Source organism: Nonomuraea diastatica, from assembly GCF_004349015.1.
Taxonomy (GTDB): domain Bacteria; phylum Actinomycetota; class Actinomycetes; order Streptosporangiales; family Streptosporangiaceae; genus Nonomuraea; species Nonomuraea diastatica.
This window is the reverse complement of the sequence record NZ_SMKP01000118.1, coordinates 1-22,277: the sequence shown is the minus strand read 5'-3', so window position 1 is coordinate 22,277 and position 22,277 is coordinate 1. Positions and strand designations below refer to the sequence as shown.

21 protein-coding genes are annotated in these 22,277 nt (G+C 70.1%); 18 read left to right on the top strand and 3 right to left on the bottom strand.

Annotated features, from left to right (window positions below; translation table 11 throughout):
- The first annotated feature begins 17 nt into the window (after positions 1-17).
- A complete protein-coding gene (locus E1294_RS33440; RefSeq protein ID WP_132514969.1) occupies positions 18-587 on the top strand; it encodes a hypothetical protein in 570 nt (189 codons plus the stop codon).
- Between the two features lies 1 nt (position 588).
- Here the strand turns inward: E1294_RS33440 and E1294_RS33435 are convergent, their stop codons facing one another.
- A complete protein-coding gene (locus E1294_RS33435; RefSeq protein WP_132514968.1) occupies positions 589-1,794 on the bottom strand; it encodes an aspartate aminotransferase type Ic in 1,206 nt (401 codons plus the stop codon).
- A 359-nt stretch (positions 1,795-2,153) separates the two neighbouring features.
- Between E1294_RS33435 and ctaD the strand changes: the two genes are divergently transcribed.
- The 8 genes from ctaD (at position 2,154) to E1294_RS33395 (ending at position 11,371) form a co-directional block, all read left to right on the top strand.
- The gene (gene ctaD, locus E1294_RS33430) at positions 2,154-3,827 is read left to right on the top strand and encodes an aa3-type cytochrome oxidase subunit I (RefSeq protein WP_165977607.1); all 1,674 of its coding nucleotides are present in this window, start codon (positions 2,154-2,156) and stop codon (positions 3,825-3,827) included.
- 66 nt (positions 3,828-3,893) lie between these two features.
- Positions 3,894-4,127: a hypothetical protein gene (locus tag E1294_RS33425; RefSeq protein ID WP_132514966.1), complete on the top strand. Its 234-nt coding sequence runs from the start codon at positions 3,894-3,896 to the stop codon at positions 4,125-4,127.
- A 5-nt stretch (positions 4,128-4,132) separates the two neighbouring features.
- Positions 4,133-5,878, top strand: coding sequence for a fumarate reductase (quinol) flavoprotein subunit (frdA, locus tag E1294_RS33420; RefSeq protein ID WP_220448068.1), 1,746 nt, complete (start codon positions 4,133-4,135; stop codon positions 5,876-5,878).
- 4 nt (positions 5,879-5,882) lie between these two features.
- Positions 5,883-6,650, top strand: coding sequence for a succinate dehydrogenase iron-sulfur subunit (gene sdhB / locus E1294_RS33415; RefSeq protein WP_220448067.1), 768 nt, complete (start codon positions 5,883-5,885; stop codon positions 6,648-6,650).
- Complete coding sequence (locus tag E1294_RS33410; RefSeq protein ID WP_165977606.1) at positions 6,647-7,075, top strand: succinate dehydrogenase/fumarate reductase transmembrane subunit; 429 nt, start codon at positions 6,647-6,649, stop codon at positions 7,073-7,075. The genes sdhB and E1294_RS33410 overlap by 4 nt, the downstream gene beginning before the upstream one ends.
- Complete coding sequence (gene frdD, locus E1294_RS33405) at positions 7,072-7,413, top strand: fumarate reductase subunit FrdD (protein ID WP_132514963.1); 342 nt, start codon at positions 7,072-7,074, stop codon at positions 7,411-7,413. Before E1294_RS33410 ends, frdD begins: the two co-directional genes overlap by 4 nt.
- A gap of 211 nt (positions 7,414-7,624) precedes the next feature.
- Positions 7,625-10,279 carry an immune inhibitor A domain-containing protein gene (locus E1294_RS33400; RefSeq protein ID WP_246083469.1) on the top strand — a complete coding sequence of 885 codons (2,655 nt, stop codon included), beginning with the start codon at positions 7,625-7,627 and terminating at the stop codon, positions 10,277-10,279.
- A gap of 153 nt (positions 10,280-10,432) precedes the next feature.
- Positions 10,433-11,371: a diacylglycerol/lipid kinase family protein gene (locus E1294_RS33395; RefSeq protein ID WP_132514961.1), complete on the top strand. Its 939-nt coding sequence runs from the start codon at positions 10,433-10,435 to the stop codon at positions 11,369-11,371.
- A gap of 39 nt (positions 11,372-11,410) precedes the next feature.
- On the opposite strand, the gene E1294_RS33390 is transcribed toward E1294_RS33395, so the two are convergent.
- A complete protein-coding gene (locus E1294_RS33390) occupies positions 11,411-12,190 on the bottom strand; it encodes an SWIM zinc finger family protein (protein WP_132514960.1) in 780 nt (259 codons plus the stop codon).
- 1 nt (position 12,191) lies between these two features.
- Entirely contained in the window at positions 12,192-15,290 is a 3,099-nt protein-coding gene (locus tag E1294_RS33385) for a DEAD/DEAH box helicase (RefSeq protein ID WP_132514959.1), read from the bottom strand.
- A 167-nt stretch (positions 15,291-15,457) separates the two neighbouring features.
- Here E1294_RS33385 and E1294_RS53155 point away from each other — a divergent pair, with 167 nt between their 5' ends.
- From E1294_RS53155 to E1294_RS33345, 9 genes are all read left to right on the top strand, one after another.
- Positions 15,458-15,625 (top strand): hypothetical protein, encoded by a 168-nt coding sequence (locus E1294_RS53155; protein WP_165977605.1) that lies wholly within the window; start codon positions 15,458-15,460, stop codon positions 15,623-15,625.
- 76 nt (positions 15,626-15,701) lie between these two features.
- Positions 15,702-16,082, top strand: coding sequence for a phage holin family protein (locus E1294_RS33380; RefSeq protein WP_132514958.1), 381 nt, complete (start codon positions 15,702-15,704; stop codon positions 16,080-16,082).
- Positions 16,079-16,810, top strand: coding sequence for a DUF3618 domain-containing protein (locus E1294_RS33375; RefSeq protein WP_132514957.1), 732 nt, complete (start codon positions 16,079-16,081; stop codon positions 16,808-16,810). Before E1294_RS33380 ends, E1294_RS33375 begins: the two co-directional genes overlap by 4 nt.
- A gap of 291 nt (positions 16,811-17,101) precedes the next feature.
- The gene (locus E1294_RS33370; protein ID WP_132514956.1) at positions 17,102-17,809 is read left to right on the top strand and encodes a DUF1838 family protein; all 708 of its coding nucleotides are present in this window, start codon (positions 17,102-17,104) and stop codon (positions 17,807-17,809) included.
- Entirely contained in the window at positions 17,806-18,225 is a 420-nt protein-coding gene (locus tag E1294_RS33365) for an HIT family protein (protein WP_132514955.1), read from the top strand. The genes E1294_RS33370 and E1294_RS33365 overlap by 4 nt, the downstream gene beginning before the upstream one ends.
- Positions 18,226-18,335: 110 nt before the next feature.
- Positions 18,336-19,517 carry a sensor histidine kinase gene (locus E1294_RS33360; protein WP_132514954.1) on the top strand — a complete coding sequence of 394 codons (1,182 nt, stop codon included), beginning with the start codon at positions 18,336-18,338 and terminating at the stop codon, positions 19,515-19,517.
- Between the two features lie 33 nt (positions 19,518-19,550).
- Positions 19,551-20,300: a LytR/AlgR family response regulator transcription factor gene (locus tag E1294_RS33355; protein ID WP_132514953.1), complete on the top strand. Its 750-nt coding sequence runs from the start codon at positions 19,551-19,553 to the stop codon at positions 20,298-20,300.
- Complete coding sequence (locus tag E1294_RS33350; RefSeq protein WP_246083468.1) at positions 20,297-20,725, top strand: hypothetical protein; 429 nt, start codon at positions 20,297-20,299, stop codon at positions 20,723-20,725. Before E1294_RS33355 ends, E1294_RS33350 begins: the two co-directional genes overlap by 4 nt.
- A 46-nt stretch (positions 20,726-20,771) precedes the next feature.
- Positions 20,772-22,259, top strand: coding sequence for a sodium/solute symporter (locus tag E1294_RS33345; protein WP_132514952.1), 1,488 nt, complete (start codon positions 20,772-20,774; stop codon positions 22,257-22,259).
- Positions 22,260-22,277 lie beyond the last annotated feature (18 nt).

Genomic DNA, 22,277 nt, shown 5'->3' with positions numbered 1-22,277 from the left:
AGGGCCAAACTGCCCGAGTGAAAGTCAGGTGCCCGGTGTGTTCGGAGAACGACCAGGTCGTAGCGGTCCCCGGAGCGGTCGCCGCGGGGACCACGTACAAGATCGGGCGGGTGCGGTTGCCGGGGGCGCGCGATGTGGCCGATCTGCCGATGGCGGCGACCCTGGGCGCCTCGAAGCACGTCATGAGCCGCACGCAGCTCGCGGTCTGGTTGTCGTTCCCCAGCCGCCACTACACGCCGTGGGCCAGGAACCAGGGCTACATCCTGCTGCTCCTGGCGGCCCTGGCCCATCTCGTCATGTCGCTGGTCATCGCGATGGGCCAGGACCCCAACTGGGGCGAAGTGCTGCTCGCGCCATTCTGCCTGACGGGTCTGTTCTGGGGGCTCGGGCTGCTGAACGTGCTCGGTTCGTACGGAGCCCGCAAGCGCGACGACAGCGAGGCCCCGGCCAGGGAGAAGGCCATGGCCGTGTGGGAGGGCCTGCGCTACTGCGCCCGCGACAACGTCGTGTTCGAGCCGGGGGTCGGCGTCTCGTTCCATCCGAGCGAGACGCGCGAGTACATCTTCGGCTTCCGGCCGGGCCGCTGACTCAGCCCCGCTCCTCCGCCACCAGGCGCACGCAGACGGCGAGGCCGTTGATGGCCTGCTCCAGCTCGTCGAGCTCGGGGTAGGTCGGCGCGATCCTGATGGTGCGGTCGCCGGGGTCGTCGCCGTAGGGGTGGGTGGCGCCCGCCGGGGTCAGCGCGATGCCCGCCGCCTTGGCCTTCGCCACCACCTCGGCCGCGTGCGGCACCTCCAGGCTGATGAAGTAGCCGCCCTCGGGGCTCGTCCAGGTGGCCAGGCTGCCGAGCTGCCCGGTCAGCACCTTGTCGACCAGCTCGAACTTCGGCCCGATCAGCTCGGCGTGCCGGCGCATGTGGGCGGCCACTCCCGCGCCGTCGCGGAGGAACTCCACGTGCCGGAGCTGGTTGAGCTTGTCGGGGCCGATGGACTGCTTGGCGGTGTTGCGCAGGAACCACTCGACGTTCGCCGGTGAGGAGCCGAAGAACGACACGCCCGCGCCCGCCAGCGTCACCTTCGAGGTGGAGGCGTAGACGAACACGCGGTCGGCGTTGCCCTGCTCCGCGCTGAGCGCGAGCAGGTCGGCCAGCTCGGCCGGGGTGCCGGTGAGGTGGTGCACCGCGTAGGCGTTGTCCCAGAAGATCCGGAAGTCGGAGGCGGCCGTGGGCATGGCGGCCAGCCTGCGCACGGTCTCGTCGCTGTAGACGACGCCGGAGGGGTTGCTGTACTTCGGCACGCACCACATGCCCTTGACGCCGGGGTCGGAGGTGACCAGGCGCTCCACGACGTCCATGTCGGGCCCGCCGGCGTTCATCGGGACGGGCACCATCGTGATCCCGAACCGCTCACAGATCGTGAAATGCCGGTCGTATCCCGGCACCGGGCACAGGAACGTGACCTTCGGCTCCTCCACCCACCGGCGCGCGGCGCCCGGCAGCGGCGTCAGCAGAGCGTGCACGATCGTGTCGTGCATCAGGGTCAGGCTGGCGTTGCCGCCCACGACGAGCTGACCGGCGGGCACCTGCACCAGCGGGGCGAACAGCTCGCGCAGCTCGGGCAGGCCCTGCAGGTTGCCGTAGTTGCGGCCGTCGGCGCCGTCGGCCGCGCGGTAGGATGTGGGCAGTTTGAGCATGTCGTTGGAGAGATCGAGCTGGCGCGGCGACGGCTTGCCCCTGGTGAGGTCGAGCTTGAGCCCTCTCTGGACGAGGGCGGCGTAGTCACGCTGAGCGGTCACGAGATCTCCTCCACGTCGGTCCGGTTACGAAGGATAGAAGACGCCGCGACGTGGACCGGCACCGATCCGCGATTTGGACGCTCGCGCCTCTCGGAAAGTCCAAGCTTTGCCGCAAATGTTAAAGAACGGCTTCCCGGGCTGCGGACGTTGGCGTGGAATGGGTAGATCGGGGCAGTCATGGTGGGCCGCACCGAGCGGTTCACCCGAGTAGCGGCATCTGCACCAACATCTTGCACCAACACTCTGCACTGGCACTCTGCACTGGCACTCCGCACTGGCACTCCGCACTGGAGGGAGCGGCCGTGACGACCGTTCGCGAACCCTCGATCGAACAGGTCAGGCGCCGGCACACCGGGACCATGATCGCCTCCTGGCTGTCGACGACCGACCACAAGGTCATCGGCTACCTCTACCTGATCACGTCGTTCGGGTTCTTCCTCGTGGCGGGCGTCATGGCCATGATCATCAGGGCCGAGCTCGCCGGGCCGGGACTGCAGCTCGTCAGCCAGCAGCAGTACAACCAGCTGTTCACCATCCACGGCACGATCATGTTGCTGCTGTTCGCCACGCCGCTGTTCGCCGGGTTCGCGAACGTGGTCATGCCGCTGCAGATCGGCGCCCCCGACGTGGCCTTTCCCCGGCTCAACGCGGTGGCGTACTGGTTGTTCCTGTTCGGCGGGCTGATGGTGCTCGCCGGGTTCTTCACCCCGGGAGGCGCGGCCGACTTCGGGTGGTTCGCGTACACGCCGCTGGCGTCGTCCATCTACTCGCCGCAGGTCGGCGGCGATCTGTGGATCATGGGGCTGGCACTGTCGGGGCTCGGCACGATCCTCGGCGCGGTCAACTTCATCACCACGATCATCGGCATGCGGGCGCCGGGGATGACGATGTTCCGCATGCCGATCTTCTGCTGGAACGTGCTGCTGACCTCGATGATGGTGCTGCTGGCGTTCCCCGTGCTGGCGGCCGCGCTGCTGGTGCTCGAAGCGGATCGTAAGCTGGGCACGCAGGTCTTCCTGGCGGAGAACGGCGGGCCGCTGCTCTGGCAGCACCTGTTCTGGTTCTTCGGCCACCCCGAGGTCTACATCATCGCGCTGCCGTTCTTCGGCATCATCACCGAGGTCATCCCGGTCTTCAGCCGCAAGCCGATCTTCGGCTACATGGGACTGGTCGGCGCCACCATCGCCATCGCCGGGTTGTCGATGACGGTCTGGGCGCACCACATGTTCGCGACCGGGCAGGTGCTGCTGCCGTTCTTCTCGTTCATGACCTTCCTCATCGCGGTGCCGACGGGCGTGAAGTTCTTCAACTGGATCGGCACCATGTGGCGCGGGCACCTGAGCTTCGAGTCGCCGATGTTGTTCTCGGTCGGGTTCCTGGTGACGTTCCTGCTGGGCGGGCTGACGGGCGTCATCCTGGCCTCGCCGCCGCTCGACTTCCACATCAGCGACACCTACTTCGTCGTGGCGCACTTCCACTACGTGGTGTTCGGCACGGTGGTGTTCGCCATGTTCGCCGGCTTCTACTTCTGGTGGCCGAAGATGACCGGCCGCATGCTCGACGACCGGCTGGGCAAGGTGCACTTCTGGACCCTGTTCGTCGGCTTCCACACGACGTTCCTCGTGCAGCACTGGCTGGGGCAGATCGGCATGCCCAGGCGGTACGCCGACTACAGCGCGGTGGACGGCTTCACCTTCCTCAACGAGGTCTCGTCCGTCGGCGCGTTCCTGCTCGGCGCCTCGACGCTGCCGTTCCTCTACAACGTGTTCAAGACCGCGAGGAGCGCGCCCAAGGTCACGCTCGACGACCCGTGGGGCTACGGCAACTCCCTGGAGTGGGCCACGAGCTGCCCGCCGCCGCGGCACAACTTCACGTTCATGCCGACGATCCGCTCCGAGAGGCCCGCATTCGACCTGCACTACCCGCGGGAGCGTACGGACGTGGCGCCCGAGGTGGACCCAGAGGCGGACGCCGAGGTGGACAGGGGCGGCGGCGCCCCCGAGCTCGGGCCTCGCGAGGATACGAGCGACTGACCTTTCCCGAACCGTGACGTGGTGCTTGTGTGGAGGTGACGTTTCGCCTATCTAGGGAGATCGGCGATGACCGGCACGAAGATCCCCTTCGACCCCGAGACGGCTCCCTGCGGGAAGAGGTCCGGTGGTGAACGCCTCATCGACGACGACGGGTACGGCCTGGTGATCCGCGACCAGTTCTTCCACTGCGGCTGCCGCAGTATCCGGCACGAGTACCACGACGGCAGCATCCACCTGTCCGCCATCCGCCACGACGGCAAGCGGGTGAAGGACCCGATCCAACCCGACCACGGGAAGTGACGTACATGATCGACGTGCTCATCGTCGGAGGAGGCGGAGCGGGCCTGCGGGCGGCCGTCGCGGTCGCCGAGGCTGCGCGATCCACTGGTCCCGCGCTCAAGGTGGCGGTCGTGTCCAAGGTCTATCCGATGCGTAGCCACACGGTCTCCGCCGAGGGCGGCGCCGCCGGGGTGATCGGCCTCGACGACACCTTCGACGAGCACTGCTACGACACGATCTCCGGCGGCGACTGGCTGCCCGACCAGGACACGGTCGAGGCGTTCGTGGCCGAGGCGCCGCGCGAGCTGATGCAGCTGGAGCACTGGGGCTGCCCGTGGAGCCGCGAGCCGGACGGGCGGGTCGCGGTGCGCCCGTTCGGCGGGATGAAGAAGATGCGCACCTGGTACGCCGCCGACAAGACCGGCTTCCACCTCCTGCACACCCTCTTCCAGACAACTCTGAAATATCAGGACATCATCAGGTACGACGAGTGGTTCGTCACCAAGCTCGTCGTCGACGACGGCCGCGTCCACGGCGTCGTGGCCGTCGAGATCAGGACCGGCCGCATCGAGGCCATCCCCGCCAGGACCGTCATCCTGGCCACCGGTGGCTGCGGCCGCGCCTTCCCCTTCACCACGAACGCCGCCATCAAGACCGGCGACGGCATGACCCTCGCCTACCGGGCGGGAGCGCCGCTGAAGGACATGGAGTTCGTCCAGTACCACCCGACCGGCCTGCCGTTCACCGGCATCCTCATCACCGAGGCGGCCAGGGCGGAGGGCGGCTGGCTGATCAACAAGGACGGCTACCGCTACCTGCAGGACTACGATCTCGGCACCCCCACGCCCACGCCGAAGCTGCGCAGCATGGAACTGGGCCCGCGCGACCGGCTCTCCCAGGCGTTCGTGCACGAGCAGGAGAAGGGCCGCACCGTGGACACGCCGTACGGCCCGGTCGTCCACCTGGACCTGCGGCACCTCGGGGCCGGCAAGATCGACGACCGCATCCCGTTCGTCCGCGAGTTGTGCCGCAGCTACCAGAACCTCGACCCGGCCACCGACCTGATCCCGGTGCGCCCGGTCGTGCACTACATGATGGGCGGCGTCCACACCGACATCGACGGCGCCACCCCCATCGCCGGTCTGTACGCGGCCGGGGAGACGGCCTGCGTCAGCATCAACGGAGCCAACCGGCTCGGCTCCAACTCCCTGCCCGAGATCCTCGTCTTCGGCCGGCGGGCGGGCGTCGCCGCCGCCGGGTTCGCCAGGTCGCACAGGAACGGCGAGCCGTCCTGCGTACGCGCCCAGGGCGAGGACGAGCGGCGGCGGTTGGAACGCGCGCGCGGGGGCAGCGGGCACGGTGAGCGGATCGCCGACCTGCGCGAGGAGATGCAGCACACGCTCGAAGGAGCGGCGGGCATCTACCGCACGGGTGACGTGCTGGCCAAGGCCGCCGACACGCTGGCCGAGCTGCGCGAGCGCGCCGAGGAGGCCCGCATCGACGACACGAGCACGACGTTCAACACCGAGCTGATCAACCTGCAGGAGCTGCACGCCATGCTGGAGGTCGCGCAGACGATCGTCGCCTGCGCGCTGAACAGGCGGGAGTCGCGCGGCGCGCACCAGCGCACCGACTTTCCCGCCAGGGACGACGAGGCGTTCCTGGCGCACTCGCTGGTGCACCGCGCCCCCGACGGCACGCCGTCCGTCGGCCTGCTCCCCGTGACGATCACCCGGTGGCCCCCGGGAGAAAGGGTGTACGGCCGTGACTGAACACATGAGCGCGTCTGAACCCGGCGCGGTGAGCGGAGTGGGGGGCGCCGCGAAGACGGTGCGCATGGAGGTCTCCCGGTATCGGCCGGGAGAGGACGACGAGCCGGTGCTCCAGGGATACGACGTGCCGCTCATGCCCGACTGGGCCGTGCTCGACGGGCTCAACTACATCAAGGACCAGCTCGACGGCAGCCTGTCCTACCGCTGGTCGTGCCGGATGGGCGTGTGCGGCTCGTGCGGCATGACCGTCAACGGCGAGCCCCGGCTGACCTGCGGCACCTTCCTCGACGAGTACGGCGACGGCCCGGTGCGGATCGAGCCGCTGAAGGGGTTTCCCGTCATCAGGGACCTGGTCGTGGACATCGACGACTTCCTGGCCAAACTGTCGTCGGTGCGGCCGTGGCTGGTCAGGGAGGGCGAGGACCTGCCGCTGACCACCGAGTACGCCCAGACGCCCGAGCAACTGGAGGCGTACAAGCAGTACAGCATGTGCATCAACTGCCTGCTGTGCTACTCGGCCTGCCCGGTCTACGTGCTCGAACCCGACTTTCTCGGCCCGGCCGCCATCGCCCTCGCCCAGCGCTACAACCTGGACTCACGCGACATGGACGACCGGTTCGACGTGCTCAACCTGGAGGACGCCGTGTGGGGCTGCACGTTCGTCGGCGAATGCACCCAGGTCTGCCCCAAGCACGTGGATCCGGCCGAGGCCATCCAGCGCTACAAGCTGACCGCCGCCCTTCGCTCGGTGCTGCCGTGGAGCAGGCGATGACCTCCAAGGAGAAGGTGACCCCGAGCGCCGCCGTCCGCACCACCTCGGCCGCCTACCGGCCGCGGCCCGACCGGCTGTGGTTCGCCCGCACCCGCCGCTACACCTTCTTCGTGCTACGCGAGCTGACCAGCGTCTTCGTGGCGTGGACGATCGCCTTCACGCTGATGCTCGTGGACGCGGTGCTCGGCGGGTCGCTGCGGGACTTCGCCGCGCTGGCCTCCCGGCCGTGGATGATCGTGCTCAACGTCGTCGCCCTGGCCGCGACCGCCTTCCACGCGATCACGTTCCTCAACCTGGCGCCCAGGGCCACCGTCGTCCGGCTGGACGGCTGGCGGGTGCCCGCCTGGATGATCCAGGGCGGCAACCATTCGGCCTGGGTGCTGATCTCCGCGCTGATCGCCTATTTCATCCTGAGGTCGCCATGAAGCGCACACCCGAGCCGTATCTGTGGCTGCTGTTCAGCGGCGGGGGAGTGGTGGCTGCGTTCGTGCTGCCGGTGCTGGTGCTGCTGTTCGGGGTGCTCATGCCGCTCGGCGTGGTCGACTGGCCCGCCGCTGAGCATTTGCGCGCGCTGCTGGACGGCGTGGTCGTGCGGGCCGCGCTGCTCGTGGTCGTGACGCTGTGTCTTTTCCACGCGGCGCACCGCATTCGTTTCACCAGTGAAGAGCTGTTCGGCATCGCGAAGTTCGATCGGGCACTGGCGGTGATCTGCTACGGGGCGGCGCTGGCGGGCGTGGCCGTGGCCGTTTGGGTGATGGCCTGATGTCGTAGTTTGATCACGTTTCAACAATTCCCTTTACGACTCGTTTAGTCACCCTCTAACGTCCGGCATTGCACACCCTATGGCCATGCGCCCGGCGACCCCCGGGCAGAAAGGGTTCCTGGTGCCACGTACAAAGCGCCTGTTAGCAACGCTTCCCGCGGTCGCCCTTCTCGGCGCCGCCCTGACCGTTCCCTCCGCACAAGCGTCGTCGGTGGCGGTTTACGAGCCCGCAGCCTCGGACTTCTATATCAACTACGCTCCGCCAAGGGTCGCGGAAGACCCGAAGGAGCCCAAGCTCAACGATCCGAAGGCGCGCTCGCTCACCCCGGCGCAGAAGTTCGACAGGAAGTTCAGCAGCGGTAACCCCGCGGCCGGCCGCATTCTCGCCGCGCGCGAGAAGGAGGCCATCAGAACCGGCCGCAATCCCGCTGAATGGATCTTCAAGAAGTCCAAGCAGACCCGCACGGCCAAGCTCCTGACGCTCCTCGTCGAGTTCAACGAGCAGGCCAACGACGACTTCTCCGGATTCAACCGGCTGCGCTCGGTCGGCAGCGCTCCCGACGACTGCGTCGTCGAGCCGCCGGGAACGCTCCTGAACGGCCCCCTGCACAACAACATCCCCGACCCGGCCACGCTGCCGCACAAGGACAACAACTCCTTCTGGGTCAAGGACTTCAGCACCGAGCACTTCAACAAGATGCTCTACACCGACAAGGGCATCACCGAGCGGGTGCGCCCCGACCTGAAGGACCCCCGCGACGGCAAGCCCGGCATCGACATCTCCGGCTTCACGATGAAGAAGATGTACGAGGAGATGTCGAAGGGCGCCTACTCCGTCACCGGCGAGGCGGTCGGCTGGGTCAAGGTCCCGCACTCCGAGGCCTGGTACGGCGCCGCGGCCTGCGGCGGCGCTCCCCAGGACATGTCCGGCCACCCCGACAACGACCTCGGCGCCCAGCAGCTCCCGATCGACTCGGTGAAGGCGCTCGCCGAGGCCCAGCCGGACTTCCCGTGGGCCGACTACGACGTGGAGGACATCTCCGACGCCGACGGCGACGGCAACCACCAGGAGCCCGACGGCGTCATCGACCACCTGGTGCTGGTGCACGCCGGCAAGGACAAGTCGTCCGACGGCGGCGCCGAGGGCACCTACGCCATCTGGGCCCACTCCAGCGCGGTCGCCGGCGGCTACACCGTCCCCGGCACCGACAAGAAGATCTCCAACTACATCGTGCAGCCCGAGGACTCCGGCGTCGGCGTCTTCGCCCACGAGTACGGCCACGACCTCGGCCTGCCCGACCTGTACGACACCTCGGGAGCGGGCAGCTCGGCCGTGGACTTCTGGGACCTGATGTCCAGCGGCTCCCACTCCGGCCCGATCTTCCAGTCGATGCCCACCCACATGGGCCTGTGGGACAAGTGGGTGCTCGGCTGGGCGAACCCGAAGGTGTTCGACCCCGGTGACCGCTCCAAGCTCGTCACCGTCGGCCAGACCTCGCGCACGCCCAAGCTGACCGAGGACGGCGTCCGGGTCAACCTCACCTCCTCGCCGCTGAAGATGATCGACCCGCACAGCGGCTCGAACGCCTGGTGGACCGGCCTGGACCAGGAGTGGGGCAACATCGGCCTCACCCGCGACGTGCCGGTCCCCGAGGGCACCGACGTGCGGTTCTGGATGTGGAACAACTACGAGATCGAGTCCGACTGGGACTTCGGCTTCGTCGAGGTCTCCACCGACGGCGGCGCGACGTGGACCCAGCAGAAGGTCTTCGACGAGGCCGGCAACGAGATCACCACGCCCGACGACTATCCGGACCCGAACAAGAACCTCGCGACGTTCGGCAACAAGAAGTACGGCATCACCGGCAACACCGACGGCTGGCGGCACGACTACGTCAACCTGACGCCGTTCGCCGGGCAGACGATCAAGCTGCGGCTGACGTACAACACCGACGCGGCCTTCATGCCGCGCGGCTGGCACGCCGACGACTTCGAGCTCACCAACGGCGGCACGTCCGTGTGGAGCGACGACGTCGAGGGCGGGGACAACGGCTGGCACGCCACGGGCGGCACGTTCACCAACACCAGCGGCCAGGGCTGGACCCGCAACAACGGCGAGCGCGAGGTCTCCCGCTTCTACCTGGCGGAGTGGCGTAACTTCGACGGGTTCGACAAGGGCCTGCAGTACACCTACGACACCGACTACTCCCGTGACGGGGCGTGGAAGGTGCAGAAGGTCAAGTACAACGCGCCCGGCCTGCTGGTCTGGTACCGCGACTCGACGTACGTCAACAACCACGTGACCGCCGACATCACGGGCCCGCCGAGCCTCGGCCCGAAGGGCAGCCTGCTGGTCGTGGACTCCCACTACGAGCCGCTGCGGCGCACGGGCACCGCGGCCGAGAAGGACCCGACACTCAACAAGAACCTCCAGGGCCGCGTCCAGACCTCGAACGCCGCGTTCGGGTTCCGCAAGACGTACCCGTTCAAGGAGTGCCTGGAGGCGGCGGACGAGCCGTTCAGCGAGTACTGCACGGACTTCAAGGCGCAGAAGGGTGTCAAGACCTTCACCGACGCGAAGACCTGGTACCCGGGCATCGAGCAGATCGACGACGGGTTGTACTACCGCGACTTCGACGCCTCCGCGGTCGTGCCGTCGAAGGACGACCAGACGTACAGCACGCGTGTGGTGCACCAGGACGGCACCCCCGCCACCGAGCTGTACGGCCAGGTGGCCGCGGGCTCGGTGCTCGGCACCGGCAACCCCGGTGACGAGGGCAAGGCGCTGGGCGTGCAGTTCCAGCTGCTCACCCCGCTGCCGGGCAACCTGGGGGCCGTCGTCCGGGTGGTCCCGCCGAAGAAGTGACCCATGGGGCCGGCCGTCCCCGCGGCCGGCCCCTACGCTTCCGGCCGTTCGCGTTCAGCGAGCGGCCGAAGGTAGCGGACCGTGTGCACCTCCGGCCGTTCGCGTTCAGCGAGCGGCCGAAGGTAGCGGACTATGCACCTACGATTGATGACCATGACCGAACTGCGCACCAAGGACGAGCACACCGAGGCGATCCGGAGAGATCGCCGGGTGGCGGTCGTGGTGAACACTCGCTCGCGACGCGGCCGGCGGCACTATTTCGAGGTGATCGAGCAGATCCACAACCTCGGGTTCGAGCCGCTGGCGGAGCTGTCGGTCTACAACCCCAAGCGGCTGCGCGAGCTGCTCGACACCGCCCTGGCCACCGAGCCTGACCTGCTCATCGTGGGCGGCGGTGACGGCACGCTCTCCTCGGCGGTGCGGCACGTGGCCCACCGCGACGTGGCTCTCGGCGTGCTGCCGCTGGGCACCACCAACAACTTCGCCCGCAGCCTCGGCCTCCCCCTCGACCTGGCCGGGGCGATCAAGGTGTTCGACACCGGCAAGGTGGCCGACATCGATCTCGGCATGGCCGACGACCGGCCGTTCGCCAACCTGGCCAGTTTCGGGGTGTCGGTCGAGGTGGCGGGCAAGGTCAAGCCGTGGCTCAAGCGCATCGTGGGGCGTCCCGCCTATCCGCTGACGGCGCTGACGATCCTGCCGGGCCACACGCCGTTCCGCGCCTTCATCACCGTCGAGGGGCAGCGGCACGAACTGCTGACTCACCAGCTGAACATCGCCAACGGCCGCTTCCACGGCGGCTGGCAGGTCGCCAGGGACATCAGCATCGACAACGGCATGCTGGTGGCCTACCAGCTCGGGTCGGGCAAGAAGTTGCGGCTGCTGGGCGAGACCCTGCTCAGGGCGACCACCGGGCGCTGGCGCAGCCTCGCCGGGGGGCCGTTCGTGACGGGCCGCGAGATGCTCCTGGAGACCGATCCGCCGATGGCCGCCGACGTCGACGGCGAGGTGCGGCTGCGCACGCCCATCAGGCTGCGTGTGGTCCCCAACGGGGTGCGCGTCATGGTGCCGTCCTCGTTCGAGGACAACTGAGCCGCCTCCCCACCGCGCTCGCGAGACGCCGGGGCGGCTTCAGGCGTCGCCCAGGCGCCGGTAGGCGGGCTCCAGCGTGCCCGCCAGACCGGCGGGCGGCGGGAAGACACGCAGGAGGAGGTCGGGAGCGGCGGCGGACGGGCGACGCTCGGGGCGGTGGGCCGTCGCGCCGGGCGCGTAGAAGTCGGCCAGGCGGTCGGCGAACGGCACGTCGTCCACGCGCAGCACGTCCACCGTGGCGTCCTCCGCGGTGTCCTCAGCGAGCGAGCCGAGCAGCTGCTCGCGGGTGCGCCCGCGCCAGGCCAGCACCAGGAACGGGTCGTCGTCGAACGACTCGGCCAGCAGATAGAGCGCCGCCGACAGGTGCTTGCACGGGAAACCCCAGTCGGGGCACGAGCAGTCCATGTCCAGGTCACGCGGGAACAGGTCGATCCCCAGCGCGGCGAACACCTCTTCGATCTCGGCCGGCATCTCCCCGGCCAGCAGCTTGGCCCGGTGGACGGCCTGCGCCGCGATCGCCTCCTCGACGGCGGCCCAGCGCGACTCGGCGTACGCCTCGATCCTGATCACGACCTCGTACGGGTCGCGCCGCGAGCCCTGCACGGCGGCCCGCACCTTCCCTGCCGACAGGTCGATCGACAGGACCTGCCCTTGCCGGGCGTAGGCGCGGCCGCGCGAGAGCCGTCCTTTGTCGCAGATGCGCTCCAAGATGTCGATGAACCGCCGCGACCACCACGTGGAGCCGATGCTGCCCCGTCGCGTGCGGGCCTTGATGCCGCCCTCGACCCTGATCGGCTTGGCGCCGTCGTACCAGGCCATGTCAGCCCACCCCCTCCGCCGTCAGCCGGAACACCTCGCGCAGCTCGTCGGTGGACAGGTCGGTGAGCCAGTCCTCGCCGGCCCCGACCACGCGCTCGGCAAGGGCCTTCTTGCGCTCGATCATCTGGTCGACACGTTCTTCGAGGGTGCCCGCGCAGATGAGCTTGCGCACTTGTACGTTCTTGCGCTGCCCGATGCGGAACGCGCGGTCGGTGGCCTGGTCCTCGACCGCCGGGTTCCACCAGCGGTCGACGTGGACGACGTGGTTGGCGGCGGTGAGGTTGAGGCCGACGCCGGCCGCCTTGAGCGAGAGCACGAACAACATCGGCTCGTCGTCGTTCTGGAACCGGTCGACCAGGCGGTCGCGGGTCTTCTTCGGCAGCCCGCCGTGCAGCCAGAGGGCGGTCGTGCCGAGCCGCTGGGCGAGGTACGGCTGGAGCATGCTGCCGAACTCCGCGTACTGGGTGAAAAGCAGGGCTTTTTCGCCTTCTGCCAGTATTTCTTCGGACAACTGCTCCAACCGGGCCAGCTTGCCCGACCTGCCCGACAGGCGGGAGCCGTCCTTGAGCAGGTGGGCCGGATGGTTGCAGACCTGCTTGAGCCTGGCCATGGCCGACAACACCAGGCCGCGCCGCTCGATGCCCTCGCTGTCGTCGATCCTGGCCAGCATGTCGTCGACGACCGCCTGGTAGAGCGTGGCCTGTTCCGTGGTGAGCGGGCACCACTCCTTGATCTCCAGCTTTTCCGGCAGGTCCGAAATGATGGATTTATCGGTTTTGAGGCGGCGAAGGATGAACGGGCCCGTCGCTCGCTTGAGCGCCCCGGCGGCCTGCTCGTCCTGCCGTGCCTCGATGGGCTCCTGGAACCTCGTCCTGAACCGTGTACGCGGCCCCAGCAGGCCCGGGTTGGCGAACTCCATGATCGACCAGAGCTCGGCCAGATGGTTCTCGACCGGGGTGCCCGTCAGCGCCAGCCGGGTGCCTGTGGGGATCGACCGTACGGCCTGGGCCTGCAACGTCCCGCTGTTCTTGATCGCCTGTGCCTCGTCGCACACGACCCTGCGCCACCCGTGCCGCCGGAGCGTCTCCAGGTCGCGCTGGGCGGTGCCGTACGTGGTGATCACCAGGTCGGCGTGCCCGATCTCCGCGGCGTCGCGGCCGCTGCCGTGGTGCACGTAGACGCGCAGCCCGGGTGCGAACCTGGCCGCCTCCCGCTGCCAGTTGCCGACCAGCGACATCGGGCACACCAGCAGTGTCGGGGCGTCGGCCCGCTCGTGCACGAGCAGCGCCAGCGTGGTGATCGTCTTGCCCAGCCCCATGTCGTCGGCCAGCACGCCGCCCAGGCCCAGCTCCGACAGGAAGCTCAGCCACGCCAGGCCCCGCTCCTGGTAGGGCCTGAGGGTGGCGTCCAGTCCCGCCGGCGTGGCCAGCGGCGTCAGCCGCCGCTCGGCCTGCCCGGACAGCAGGTCGCCGAGCACGCCGTCGGCGTCGACCTCCAGCAGCGGCAGCTCGTCGTCATCGGCCCGCACGACGTGGCGCAGCAGGTCGGCGGCGCTCGCCTCGCCCGTACGGGCGCCCTCGACGGCCTTGAGCGCCGCCTTGAGCTGCCGGTCGTCCAGCTCCACCCACTGGCCGCGCACCCGGACCAGCGGCACCTTGAGCCGGGCCAGCTCGGCCAGCTCCGCCTCGCTGATCGTCTCGTCGCCCACCGCCAGGTCGATGCGGAAGTCGACCAGCTCCCGCATCCCGAACCCCTGGGCCGCGGCCGCCGTCTGCGCCTTGGTCCTCGTGGTGAGCTTCAGCCCCAGCTTCGTCCGCCCCGCCCAGCGCGGCAGCTGCACGCCGAACCCGGCCGCCTGCAACAGCGGCGCCGCCTGCCTGAGGAACCCGAACGCGCCCGCGGTGTCCAGGGCCAGCTCGCTCGGCTGGGGGACGCGCAGGGCGCGGTCCAGCTCGGGATAGAGCCTGACCGCCCGTCCCAGCCCGGCCAGCAGCTCCCGTTCCGGTTTCCCCGGGAACCCGGCCGGCCCACCCTCGCTCCACACCCTGGCGGCGGGAACGTAGAGGCTGGGGTCGTCGGCGGCCTGCAATGCCAGCTCGAGCCGCCAGTCGCCGGGCCTGTCATTGGCCCGGTCACCGGGCCTGTCGTCGGCGCTGTCGTCGGCCCGGTCACCGGCGCTGTGGTCGGCGCTGTCTTCAGTGCTGTCGTCGGTGCCGGAGGGCTCCAGGAGGCGAAAGCACACCCGCGCCGCGCCCTCGGCCGTCGTCACCGCGTCGTGCCACTTCTCGAGCTCCTGCCGCAGCTCGGGCACGTCTGGACAGGCCGGGTCGTCGCCGGTCAGCGCGGCCAGCCAGCGCTCGCGCGGCGTGCGCGGCCCGGTAGTGAGAGGCTCGGCCAGCGTCTGCCTGACCAGCGCGTCGGTGAACGTCTCGAGCGCCTCGCGCAGGATGTCCGCGGAGGGTCGTTCGGTACGGGAGGTGCGGCAGGCGGGCGGCATCGCCAGCGCCAGCTCCCGGAAATATCCGGCATCCGCCCCCGTCAACACCGGCCACCACAGCGCCCGTGCCGTGTCCCCCGCGATCGCCCACATCGCCGTGGAGTCTGGGGTGGCGGTGCCGTAAGCGGGGGTCGGTGGGGTGGTGCCGGAAGGTGAGGTGGGCGCAGGAGCGGGGATGAGGCGGGGGATGACGCGGCCCCGGCGTACCAGGTCGCGGGCAAAGGCGGCGACGGCGGCCCAGTGACGCAAGGTGGCGGTGCCCGCGTGCCCGTCCAGCATCCGCAGGGCCGCGGCGGCGGGAGGCACCACGGCGGGAACCTGCCAGAGCCGCAGCCGTGGCCGGGTCACCTCCGACAGCCGCCCGGTCTCGGGCGAGGGGAGAGGCTCCTTGGCCGACCCGGGCAGGAGCAGCTCCAGCGTCCGCGACGGCTGGTCGTCGAGCCCGAGGGCAGCGGCGACCACGGCCGCGGAAGAAGCGTGTGGATGCGGGCGTGGCCTGTGAGGGCCGGGACGGGCGGCTTGGCGCGGAGAGACCTCGTCGGTGTCCGTGGTCTCGGCCCAGAAGGCGAGCCCGTCGCCGACCCAAACTCCGTGTACCCGCACCCTGGCAGGTTACCGCCGCCGCCCGGGCCTGCGCCCACATCGCGACGCCCGCCACCGGGGGAACGGCCGCGCGTGGGCGGTCCGGCCGGGCGTGCGCGGTTCGGCCGGCGCGGCATGACGCGTTGGTTCACCGGGTGTACGCGGCCAGGGCGGCGTAGCATGAAGGTATGAACCCTCCCGGATCGTGGTGCGAGCGTCCCAAGCCGCAGGTTCCCTCGTGCGAGCTCCCGTCCCCGTGGAGCAAGCCGAAGCAGCCGGACAACTGGTGCGAGGTCGAGAAGAACGACCCCGTGGTGTCCGTTCTGCGCTTCGTCCTCAAGGCCGCCAAGCGGTAGTCCCGCGCGTCGTCAGCGGGTGATAGAAGGCCGGTTGTCTGGGTAGTCGCCTTCCGCAGCGGAGGAGGCGATCGTCGTGAACGACACCCACAAGCTGGTCAACGACCTCTCCGAGCAGGTCTCCCGACTGGTCAAGGACGAACTGCGCCTGGCCAGGATCGAGCTCCAGGAGAAGGGCAGGCACGCGGGGTTCGGCGCGGGGCTGGTCGGCGCGGCGGGCGTGACCGCGCTGTTCGGCGGTGGCGCGCTCGTGGCCGCCGTCATCCTGCTGCTCGCCCTGGTCCTGCCCGGCTGGTTGGCTGCCGCGATCGTCGCGGTGGTCCTGTTCGTCGTCGCCGCCGTACTCGGCCTGACCGGCAAGAAGCAGGTGCAACGAGCCACCCCGCCGGTCCCGAGGGAAACCCTCGCGAGCGTCAGGGCCGATATCGACATGGTCAAGGAGTATGCACGGCGATGAGCGAGAGCGATCCCGGATACACCGGGCAGCAGAACGCGGGAGACGTCGGCGCGCACAGGGCGACCGTGGGCACGCCGACGGAGCGCGAGTCCATCAACGTTCCCCCGACGAGACCGGGCGCGGCGGAGAACGCGAGGCAGGCCGAGACCGCCCGCGAGGAACACGAGACCTTCATCCCCGAATCTCCCGTCGCCGACGAGCGGTCCGAGGCCACGGAGAACCTGCGGACGGAGGAGGAGTCGCTGAAGGGGGAGAGCGGGGAGGACGACGAGGAAGAGGACGACGTGCGTAAGGACATCCAGAAGTCCCGGAGAGACCTGGGGGAAACCGTCAGCGAGCTGGCGGGCAAGGCAGACGTGAAGTCCAGGGCGAGCCATGCCGCGCAGGCGGCCAGGGGCACGGCGGGTCACGCGGCGGAGTTGGCCAAGGGCAAGGCGGGCCATGCGGCGGAGTTGGCCAAGGGCAAGGCGGGTCACGCGGCGGAGACGGCCAAGGGGCGGGCGGCCGGTGCGGCTGCGACGGTCAAGGGCAAGGCGTCGGAAGTGGCGGGCAAGGTGCGCGAGAGCGCCCCTGACCAGGCCAAGGACGTCGCCACGCAGGCGAGGAAGCGGCCCGTGCTGCTCGTCGCCGCCATCGGCGCCGTGCTCGGCTTCATGGTGCGCCGGATGATGACGAAGCGGCGCACGCAGAACCAGGCGACCCGGCCCCGGTGGTTCAGGAAGGCGTGACGTTCAGGCAGCGGGAGGGAGCGGGGGCAGATCGACGCACTCCGGCGCGTAGCCGGGGCTCGTCACGAACGACATCGCCACCTCCCCGAACGCCCGCGCCTGATCTCCCGGCCGCTCGCCCGGGACACCGCGCGACGGCGCCTGCCGCACGCGTCGCCCATGCGGCTGAGCGGGATGAGCAGGGCGGCTGACGACAGCGGGTAGATCGAGTTCGCCCACTCGACGTCGGTGGCCGCCAGCCTCCCGACAGAGCACCCCTATGTCGCGGAAAGACGGGCTAGGCTCCAGATCATGGACTTCATCCGGGTGCGCGCGTCCGCCGACGGGGCGGAGACGATCTCCTACTGGACCGGCGACGTCTACGGGTGGCAGGACGACGACGGTCCCCACCACCTGTTCGGGTTCGAGGGGCTCAACGTGGCCAGGGCAGTGGAGGCCGACGGCGGCTGGCAGCTGCTGACCAGGGAGGCCGCCCTCTATCTCGACCCGAAGACCCGTCAGGTGCTCGACACCTGGGACAACCCGTTGACCGGGCGGGCGGTCGAGGTGCAGCACGTCTTCAACGACCCGGTCAACCAGCGGCTCGGCGCCTACCCGGTGCCGGCGACGCGGCTCGGCGACCAGGTGGTCTACAACGTCGACATCCGGCTGGCCTACCCCTCGCCGCTCAAGGTCGCCGACTATCCGGACAACTCCGCGAGCGACACGTACCGCGCGATGGAGCTGTTCCAGTTCTTCGCCGCCGCGAGAGACCTCGACTCCGGCGCGCCCGGCGTGCCGTGCGTGTTCTCGTGGTGCCGGGTCTCGCCGTGGTTGCCGTGGATGGCGATGGGGCAGCGCGGTGGCGGACTGGTCTACCACTGCAGGGGCGCCAAGGTGGCCGAGGTGCCGCAGCGGCTGAGCGAGCGGGTGGGCGAGCGGTTCCTGCACGCGCCCGCGGAGTGGTCGGGCCCCAACATGACGAGCTGGACCGCGTTCGCGGACCGGGCCGGCCGGTGAGCGCCGACCTGTTCTGCGAGATCATCGCGGGTGAGCGGCCGGCCCACATCGTGGACTCCGACGACGTGGCCGTCTCCTTCCTCGACACGCGTCCCGTCTTCAAGGGCCACGTGCTGGTCGTGCCGAGGGGCCACGTCGAGACGCTCACCGACCTCGCCGACGTGGGCCCGTTCTTCGAGCGGGTGCGGGCCGTGGCGGGTGCGGTGGAGGAGGGGCTGCAGGCCGGCGGCACGTTCGTGGCCATGAACAACCGCGTCAGCCAGAGCGTGGCCCACCTGCACGTGCACGTGGTGCCGCGCAACAAGAAGGACGGCATGCGGGGCTTCTTCTGGCCGCGTACGAAATACGCCTCCGCAGAGGAGGCCGCCTCCTACGCCGACGCGATCGCCGCCGCTCTGCGGCGCACGCCTGAGTGAGGGAAGTGCCCCGGAGCGGTCCCAGTGGCAGGTGGTGAATCCGCGGACGCCGCTACGCCCTTGAGCCGGGGGTCTGGCGAACAGGTTTCCTGTGAGTAAGCTCAGGCCGCGTGGAATACCTCGTCGGGGTCGCCGTCGTGGCAGTGCTCGTCAGCGTGCCCGCGATCGTGTTGTGGCGGGTCATGCGGGGCCGCAGAGAGCTGGGCACCAGCCCGGCGGAGCGGGCCACGTTCGAGACTCTGCACACCGCCTCCCTGGCCGGGCCGCCGCTGCGGGCCGGGCTGACCGCCGACGGCGCCGAGCGCGCCTCCCGGCACCTGCGGGCCCTGCTCGGCTCCGCCGCCGTCGCGATCACCGACGGCGAGCGGCTGCTCGTGTACGACGGCGCAGGCGACGACCACCACGCCGACGCGGCCTTCGAGCACGCGGCGGCGACCCTGCAGGACGGCCGCACCCAGGTGCTGACCATCGAGTGCGACCTGCTCGAATGCCCGATCAGGCAGGCCGTGGTCGTGCCGCTCACGACCGACGACCGCGTGGTCGGCACGCTGGCCGCCTATGGGCAGAGCGCCTCGGCCGGGCTGGTCAGAGCCGCGCAGGAGGTGGCCGGCTGGGTCGACTCGCAGCTGGAGCTGGCCGAGCTGGACCGCTCGCGCACGCTGCTCATGGAGGCCGAGGTGCGGGCGCTGCGGGCGCAGATCTCCCCGCACTTCATCTACAACTCCCTGACCACGATCGCCTCCTTCGTGCGCACCGACCCCGAGCGGGCCAGGGAGCTGCTGCTGGAGTTCGCCGACTTCACCCGCTACTCCTTCCGCCGGCACGGCGAGTTCACCACGCTCGCGGAGGAGCTGCGCTCGATCGACCGCTACCTGATCCTGGAGCGGGCCAGGTTCGGTGACCAGCTCCAGGTCACGCTCCGCATCGCGCCCGAGGTGCTGCCGGTCGCCGTGCCGTTCCTGTGCCTGCAGCCGCTGGTCGAGAACGCCGTCAGGCACGGCCTGGAGAGCCGCAACGGCGTCGGCCGCATCACGATCGTCGCCGAGGACGCCGGCGCCGAGTGCCGCATCAGCGTCGAGGACGACGGGCTCGGCATGGACCCCGACAGGCTGCGCCGCATCCTCGCAGGTGACATCGCTCCCAAGGGCGGCGTCGGGCTGGCGAACGTGGACGAGCGGTTGCGTCACGTGTACGGCGACGAGTACGGCCTGGCCGTCGAGACCGGCAACGGCGCGGGCACCAAGGTCAACATCAGGTTGCCGAAGTATCACCCAGGCGTCTCTGCCCGTTGACCTCGATCTCCCTTGTCGGTTTTATCACTGTCTATGGCACAACTACGGGTCCTCGCGGTCGATGACGAGCTGCCGGCCCTCGAAGACCTGTCCTACCTGCTCCGCGCCGATCCCCGCATCGGCGAGGTGGCCACCGCGCGGGACGGCGCGGCGGCGCTGCGCCTGCTCGACCGGGCCATCGCCGACGGCAGGCCGATCGACGCGGTGTTCCTCGACATCCGGATGCGCGGGCTCGACGGCGTGGTGCTCGGGCGGCTGCTGTCGCAGTTCGCCAACCCGCCGCGCGTGGTGTTCGTGACGGCGTACGAGGAGCACGCGGTGGACGCGTTCGAGATCAAGGCCGAGGACTATCTGCTCAAGCCGGTCCGGCCGGAACGCCTGGCCGAGGCGATCAGGCGCGTGGCGGTCTCGGCCGACGTGCCCGTGGAGGGCGGCGAGTCGGACACGATCCCGGTCGAACTGGGCGGGGTCACGCGTTTCGTGTCCAGCGCCGACGTCATCTACGTGGAGGCGCAGGGCGACTACGCGCGGCTGCACACGGCCGGGGGCAGCCACCTGGTGCGCATCCCGCTGGCCACCCTGGAGGAACGGTGGGCCTCGGCCGGGTTCATGCGGGTGCACCGCAGCCACCTGGTGGCCGTCAAGCACATCGAGGAGCTGCACATCGACTCGGGCAAGTGCACGGTCCGGGTGGGCGACACCGAGATCCCGGTCAGCCGCCGCCACACGCGCGAGCTGCGTGACCTGCTGGTGCGCCGGGCCAGGAAGGGCAGGCCGGAATGAGCCAGGAGCCCCGCCGCCAGGAGCCCCGCCCGGCCCGCAGGACCTCCCTGTCGCGGGAGGACACCTCGCGGCGGGTCACCGTGACGAGCCCGCGCACCGCCGCCGCCCGCCGGCCCCGCTACCCGGCCACCCTGGAGATCGACGAGCAGACCCGGCTCGGCGAGGTCTACATGCGCTCGTTGCTGCGCACCCAGTTCAGGCTGGCGCTGTTCGTGTGCACGGTGCTGGCCTGCGTGATCGGCGGGCTGCCGCTGCTGTTCCTGCTGATCCCCGACCTGAGCGAGGTGCACCTGCTGGGCGTGCCTCTCGCGTGGGCGGTGCTGGCGGGCCTGATCTACCCCGCCTTCGTCATCGGCGCCTGGCTGTACGTGCGCCAGGCGGAGCGCAACGAACGCCACTTCGCCGAACTGGTCGAACGCCGATGAGCCGGCGGGCGGACGGGCGCGAGGCCCCCGGGGCGGAGCCGGGCGCATGAGCCTGACGGCCGTGCTGGTGGTCGTGGTCGCGGCCATCCTCATCGGAGCGTTCGGGATCAGGGTCTCGCGCACCACCTCCGACTTCTACGTCGCCTCCCGTACGGTCAGCCCGCTCTGGAACGCCTCCGCCATCGGCGGCGAGTACCTGTCGGCGGCCTCCTTCCTCGGGATCGCCGGGCTCATCCTGTCCTTCGGCGTGGACATGCTCTGGCTGCCCGTCGGCTGGACCGGGGGTTACCTGGTGCTGCTGGTGCTGGTGTCGGCGCCGCTGCGCCGCTCGGGGGCGTACACGCTGCCGGACTTCGCCGAGGCCAGGCTCGAGTCGATGACCGTGCGCCGCACCGCGAGCGTGCTCGTCGTGCTGATCGGCGGGCTCTACCTGATGCCACAGTTCCAGAGCGCGGGCCTGGTGCTGAGGACCATCACCGGCGCGCCCGTGTGGGCCGGCGGGCTGCTGGTCGCGAGCGTCGTCGCGGTGAACGTGTTGTCGGGAGGCATGCGGTCGATCACGTTCGTGCAGGCGTTCCAGTACTGGCTCAAGCTGACGGCGCTGGCCGTGCCGCTGGTGTTCCTGCTGATGGCGTGGAAGGCCGACGGCGCGCCCGGGGTCACCTCGCTGGACGCGGCCACCTGGCAGGTGCCGCTGACCGGCGGCAAGGAGTACGGGGTGTACACGACGTACTCGCTGATCCTGGCCACCTTCCTCGGCACCATGGGGTTGCCGCACGTGCTCGTGCGGTTCTACACCAATCCCGACGGGCGGGCCGCGCGCCGCACGACGCTGGTGGTGCTGACGCTGCTCGGCGCGTTCTACCTGATGCCCGCCGTGTACGGGTGGCTGGGCCGCATCTACGCGCCCGACCTGGTGCGTACGGACGCGGTCGTGCTGACGCTGCCTTCCCGGATGATCGGTGGCCCGCTGGGCGACCTGCTGACGGCGCTCGTCACGGCGGGGGCGTTCGCGGCGTTCCTGTCCACCTCGTCGGGGCTGACCGTGTCCGTGGCGGGTGTGATCGCCCAGGACCTGCTCAAGGGCGGGGTGCGCTCGTTCAGGATCGCCACGCTGATGGCGGTGGCGGTGCCGCTGGCGCTGGCGTTGTGGGCGCGGGCGCTGCCCGTGGCGGACGTGGTGGGGCTGGCGTTCGCGGTGGCGGCCTCGTCGTTCTGCCCGCTGCTCGTGCTGGGCATCTGGTGGCGGCGGCTGAGCACCACGGGGGCGCTGGCCGGGCTGTTCGTGGGCGGCGGGCTGGCCTGTACGGCAGTGCTCGTCACGATCACGGCCGGGCCGTTCGAAGGGCCGGCGGGGGCGCTGCTGGCCCAGCCGGCGGCGTGGACGGTGCCGATCGCGTTCGCGGTGATGGTGTCGGTGTCGTTCCTGACACCCGACCGTGTGCCGCTCGGCGTGGCCAGGACGATGGTCCGGCTGCACACGCCCGAGGACCTCGACCTCGACCGCGGCGACTGGCGGCCCCGCTCGTCCTGAGGGGCCGCGGTCCCGCGC

Coding starts and splice junctions, on each gene's coding strand:
- E1294_RS33395 (WP_132514961.1), top strand. CDS start 10,433: ATGACCGAACTGCGCACCAAGGACGAGCACACCGAGGCGATCCGGAGA.
- frdD (WP_132514963.1), top strand. CDS start 7,072: ATGAAGCGCACACCCGAGCCGTATCTGTGGCTGCTGTTCAGCGGCGGG.
- E1294_RS33375 (WP_132514957.1), top strand. CDS start 16,079: ATGAGCGAGAGCGATCCCGGATACACCGGGCAGCAGAACGCGGGAGAC.
- E1294_RS33345 (WP_132514952.1), top strand. CDS start 20,772: ATGAGCCTGACGGCCGTGCTGGTGGTCGTGGTCGCGGCCATCCTCATC.
- E1294_RS33370 (WP_132514956.1), top strand. CDS start 17,102: ATGGACTTCATCCGGGTGCGCGCGTCCGCCGACGGGGCGGAGACGATC.
- E1294_RS33390 (WP_132514960.1), bottom strand. CDS start 12,190: ATGGCCTGGTACGACGGCGCCAAGCCGATCAGGGTCGAGGGCGGCATC.
- E1294_RS33425 (WP_132514966.1), top strand. CDS start 3,894: ATGACCGGCACGAAGATCCCCTTCGACCCCGAGACGGCTCCCTGCGGG.
- ctaD (WP_165977607.1), top strand. CDS start 2,154: ATGATCGCCTCCTGGCTGTCGACGACCGACCACAAGGTCATCGGCTAC.
- E1294_RS33350 (WP_246083468.1), top strand. CDS start 20,297: ATGAGCCAGGAGCCCCGCCGCCAGGAGCCCCGCCCGGCCCGCAGGACC.
- sdhB (WP_220448067.1), top strand. CDS start 5,883: ATGAGCGCGTCTGAACCCGGCGCGGTGAGCGGAGTGGGGGGCGCCGCG.
- E1294_RS33410 (WP_165977606.1), top strand. CDS start 6,647: ATGACCTCCAAGGAGAAGGTGACCCCGAGCGCCGCCGTCCGCACCACC.
- frdA (WP_220448068.1), top strand. CDS start 4,133: ATGATCGACGTGCTCATCGTCGGAGGAGGCGGAGCGGGCCTGCGGGCG.
- E1294_RS33355 (WP_132514953.1), top strand. CDS start 19,551: ATGGCACAACTACGGGTCCTCGCGGTCGATGACGAGCTGCCGGCCCTC.
- E1294_RS53155 (WP_165977605.1), top strand. CDS start 15,458: ATGAACCCTCCCGGATCGTGGTGCGAGCGTCCCAAGCCGCAGGTTCCC.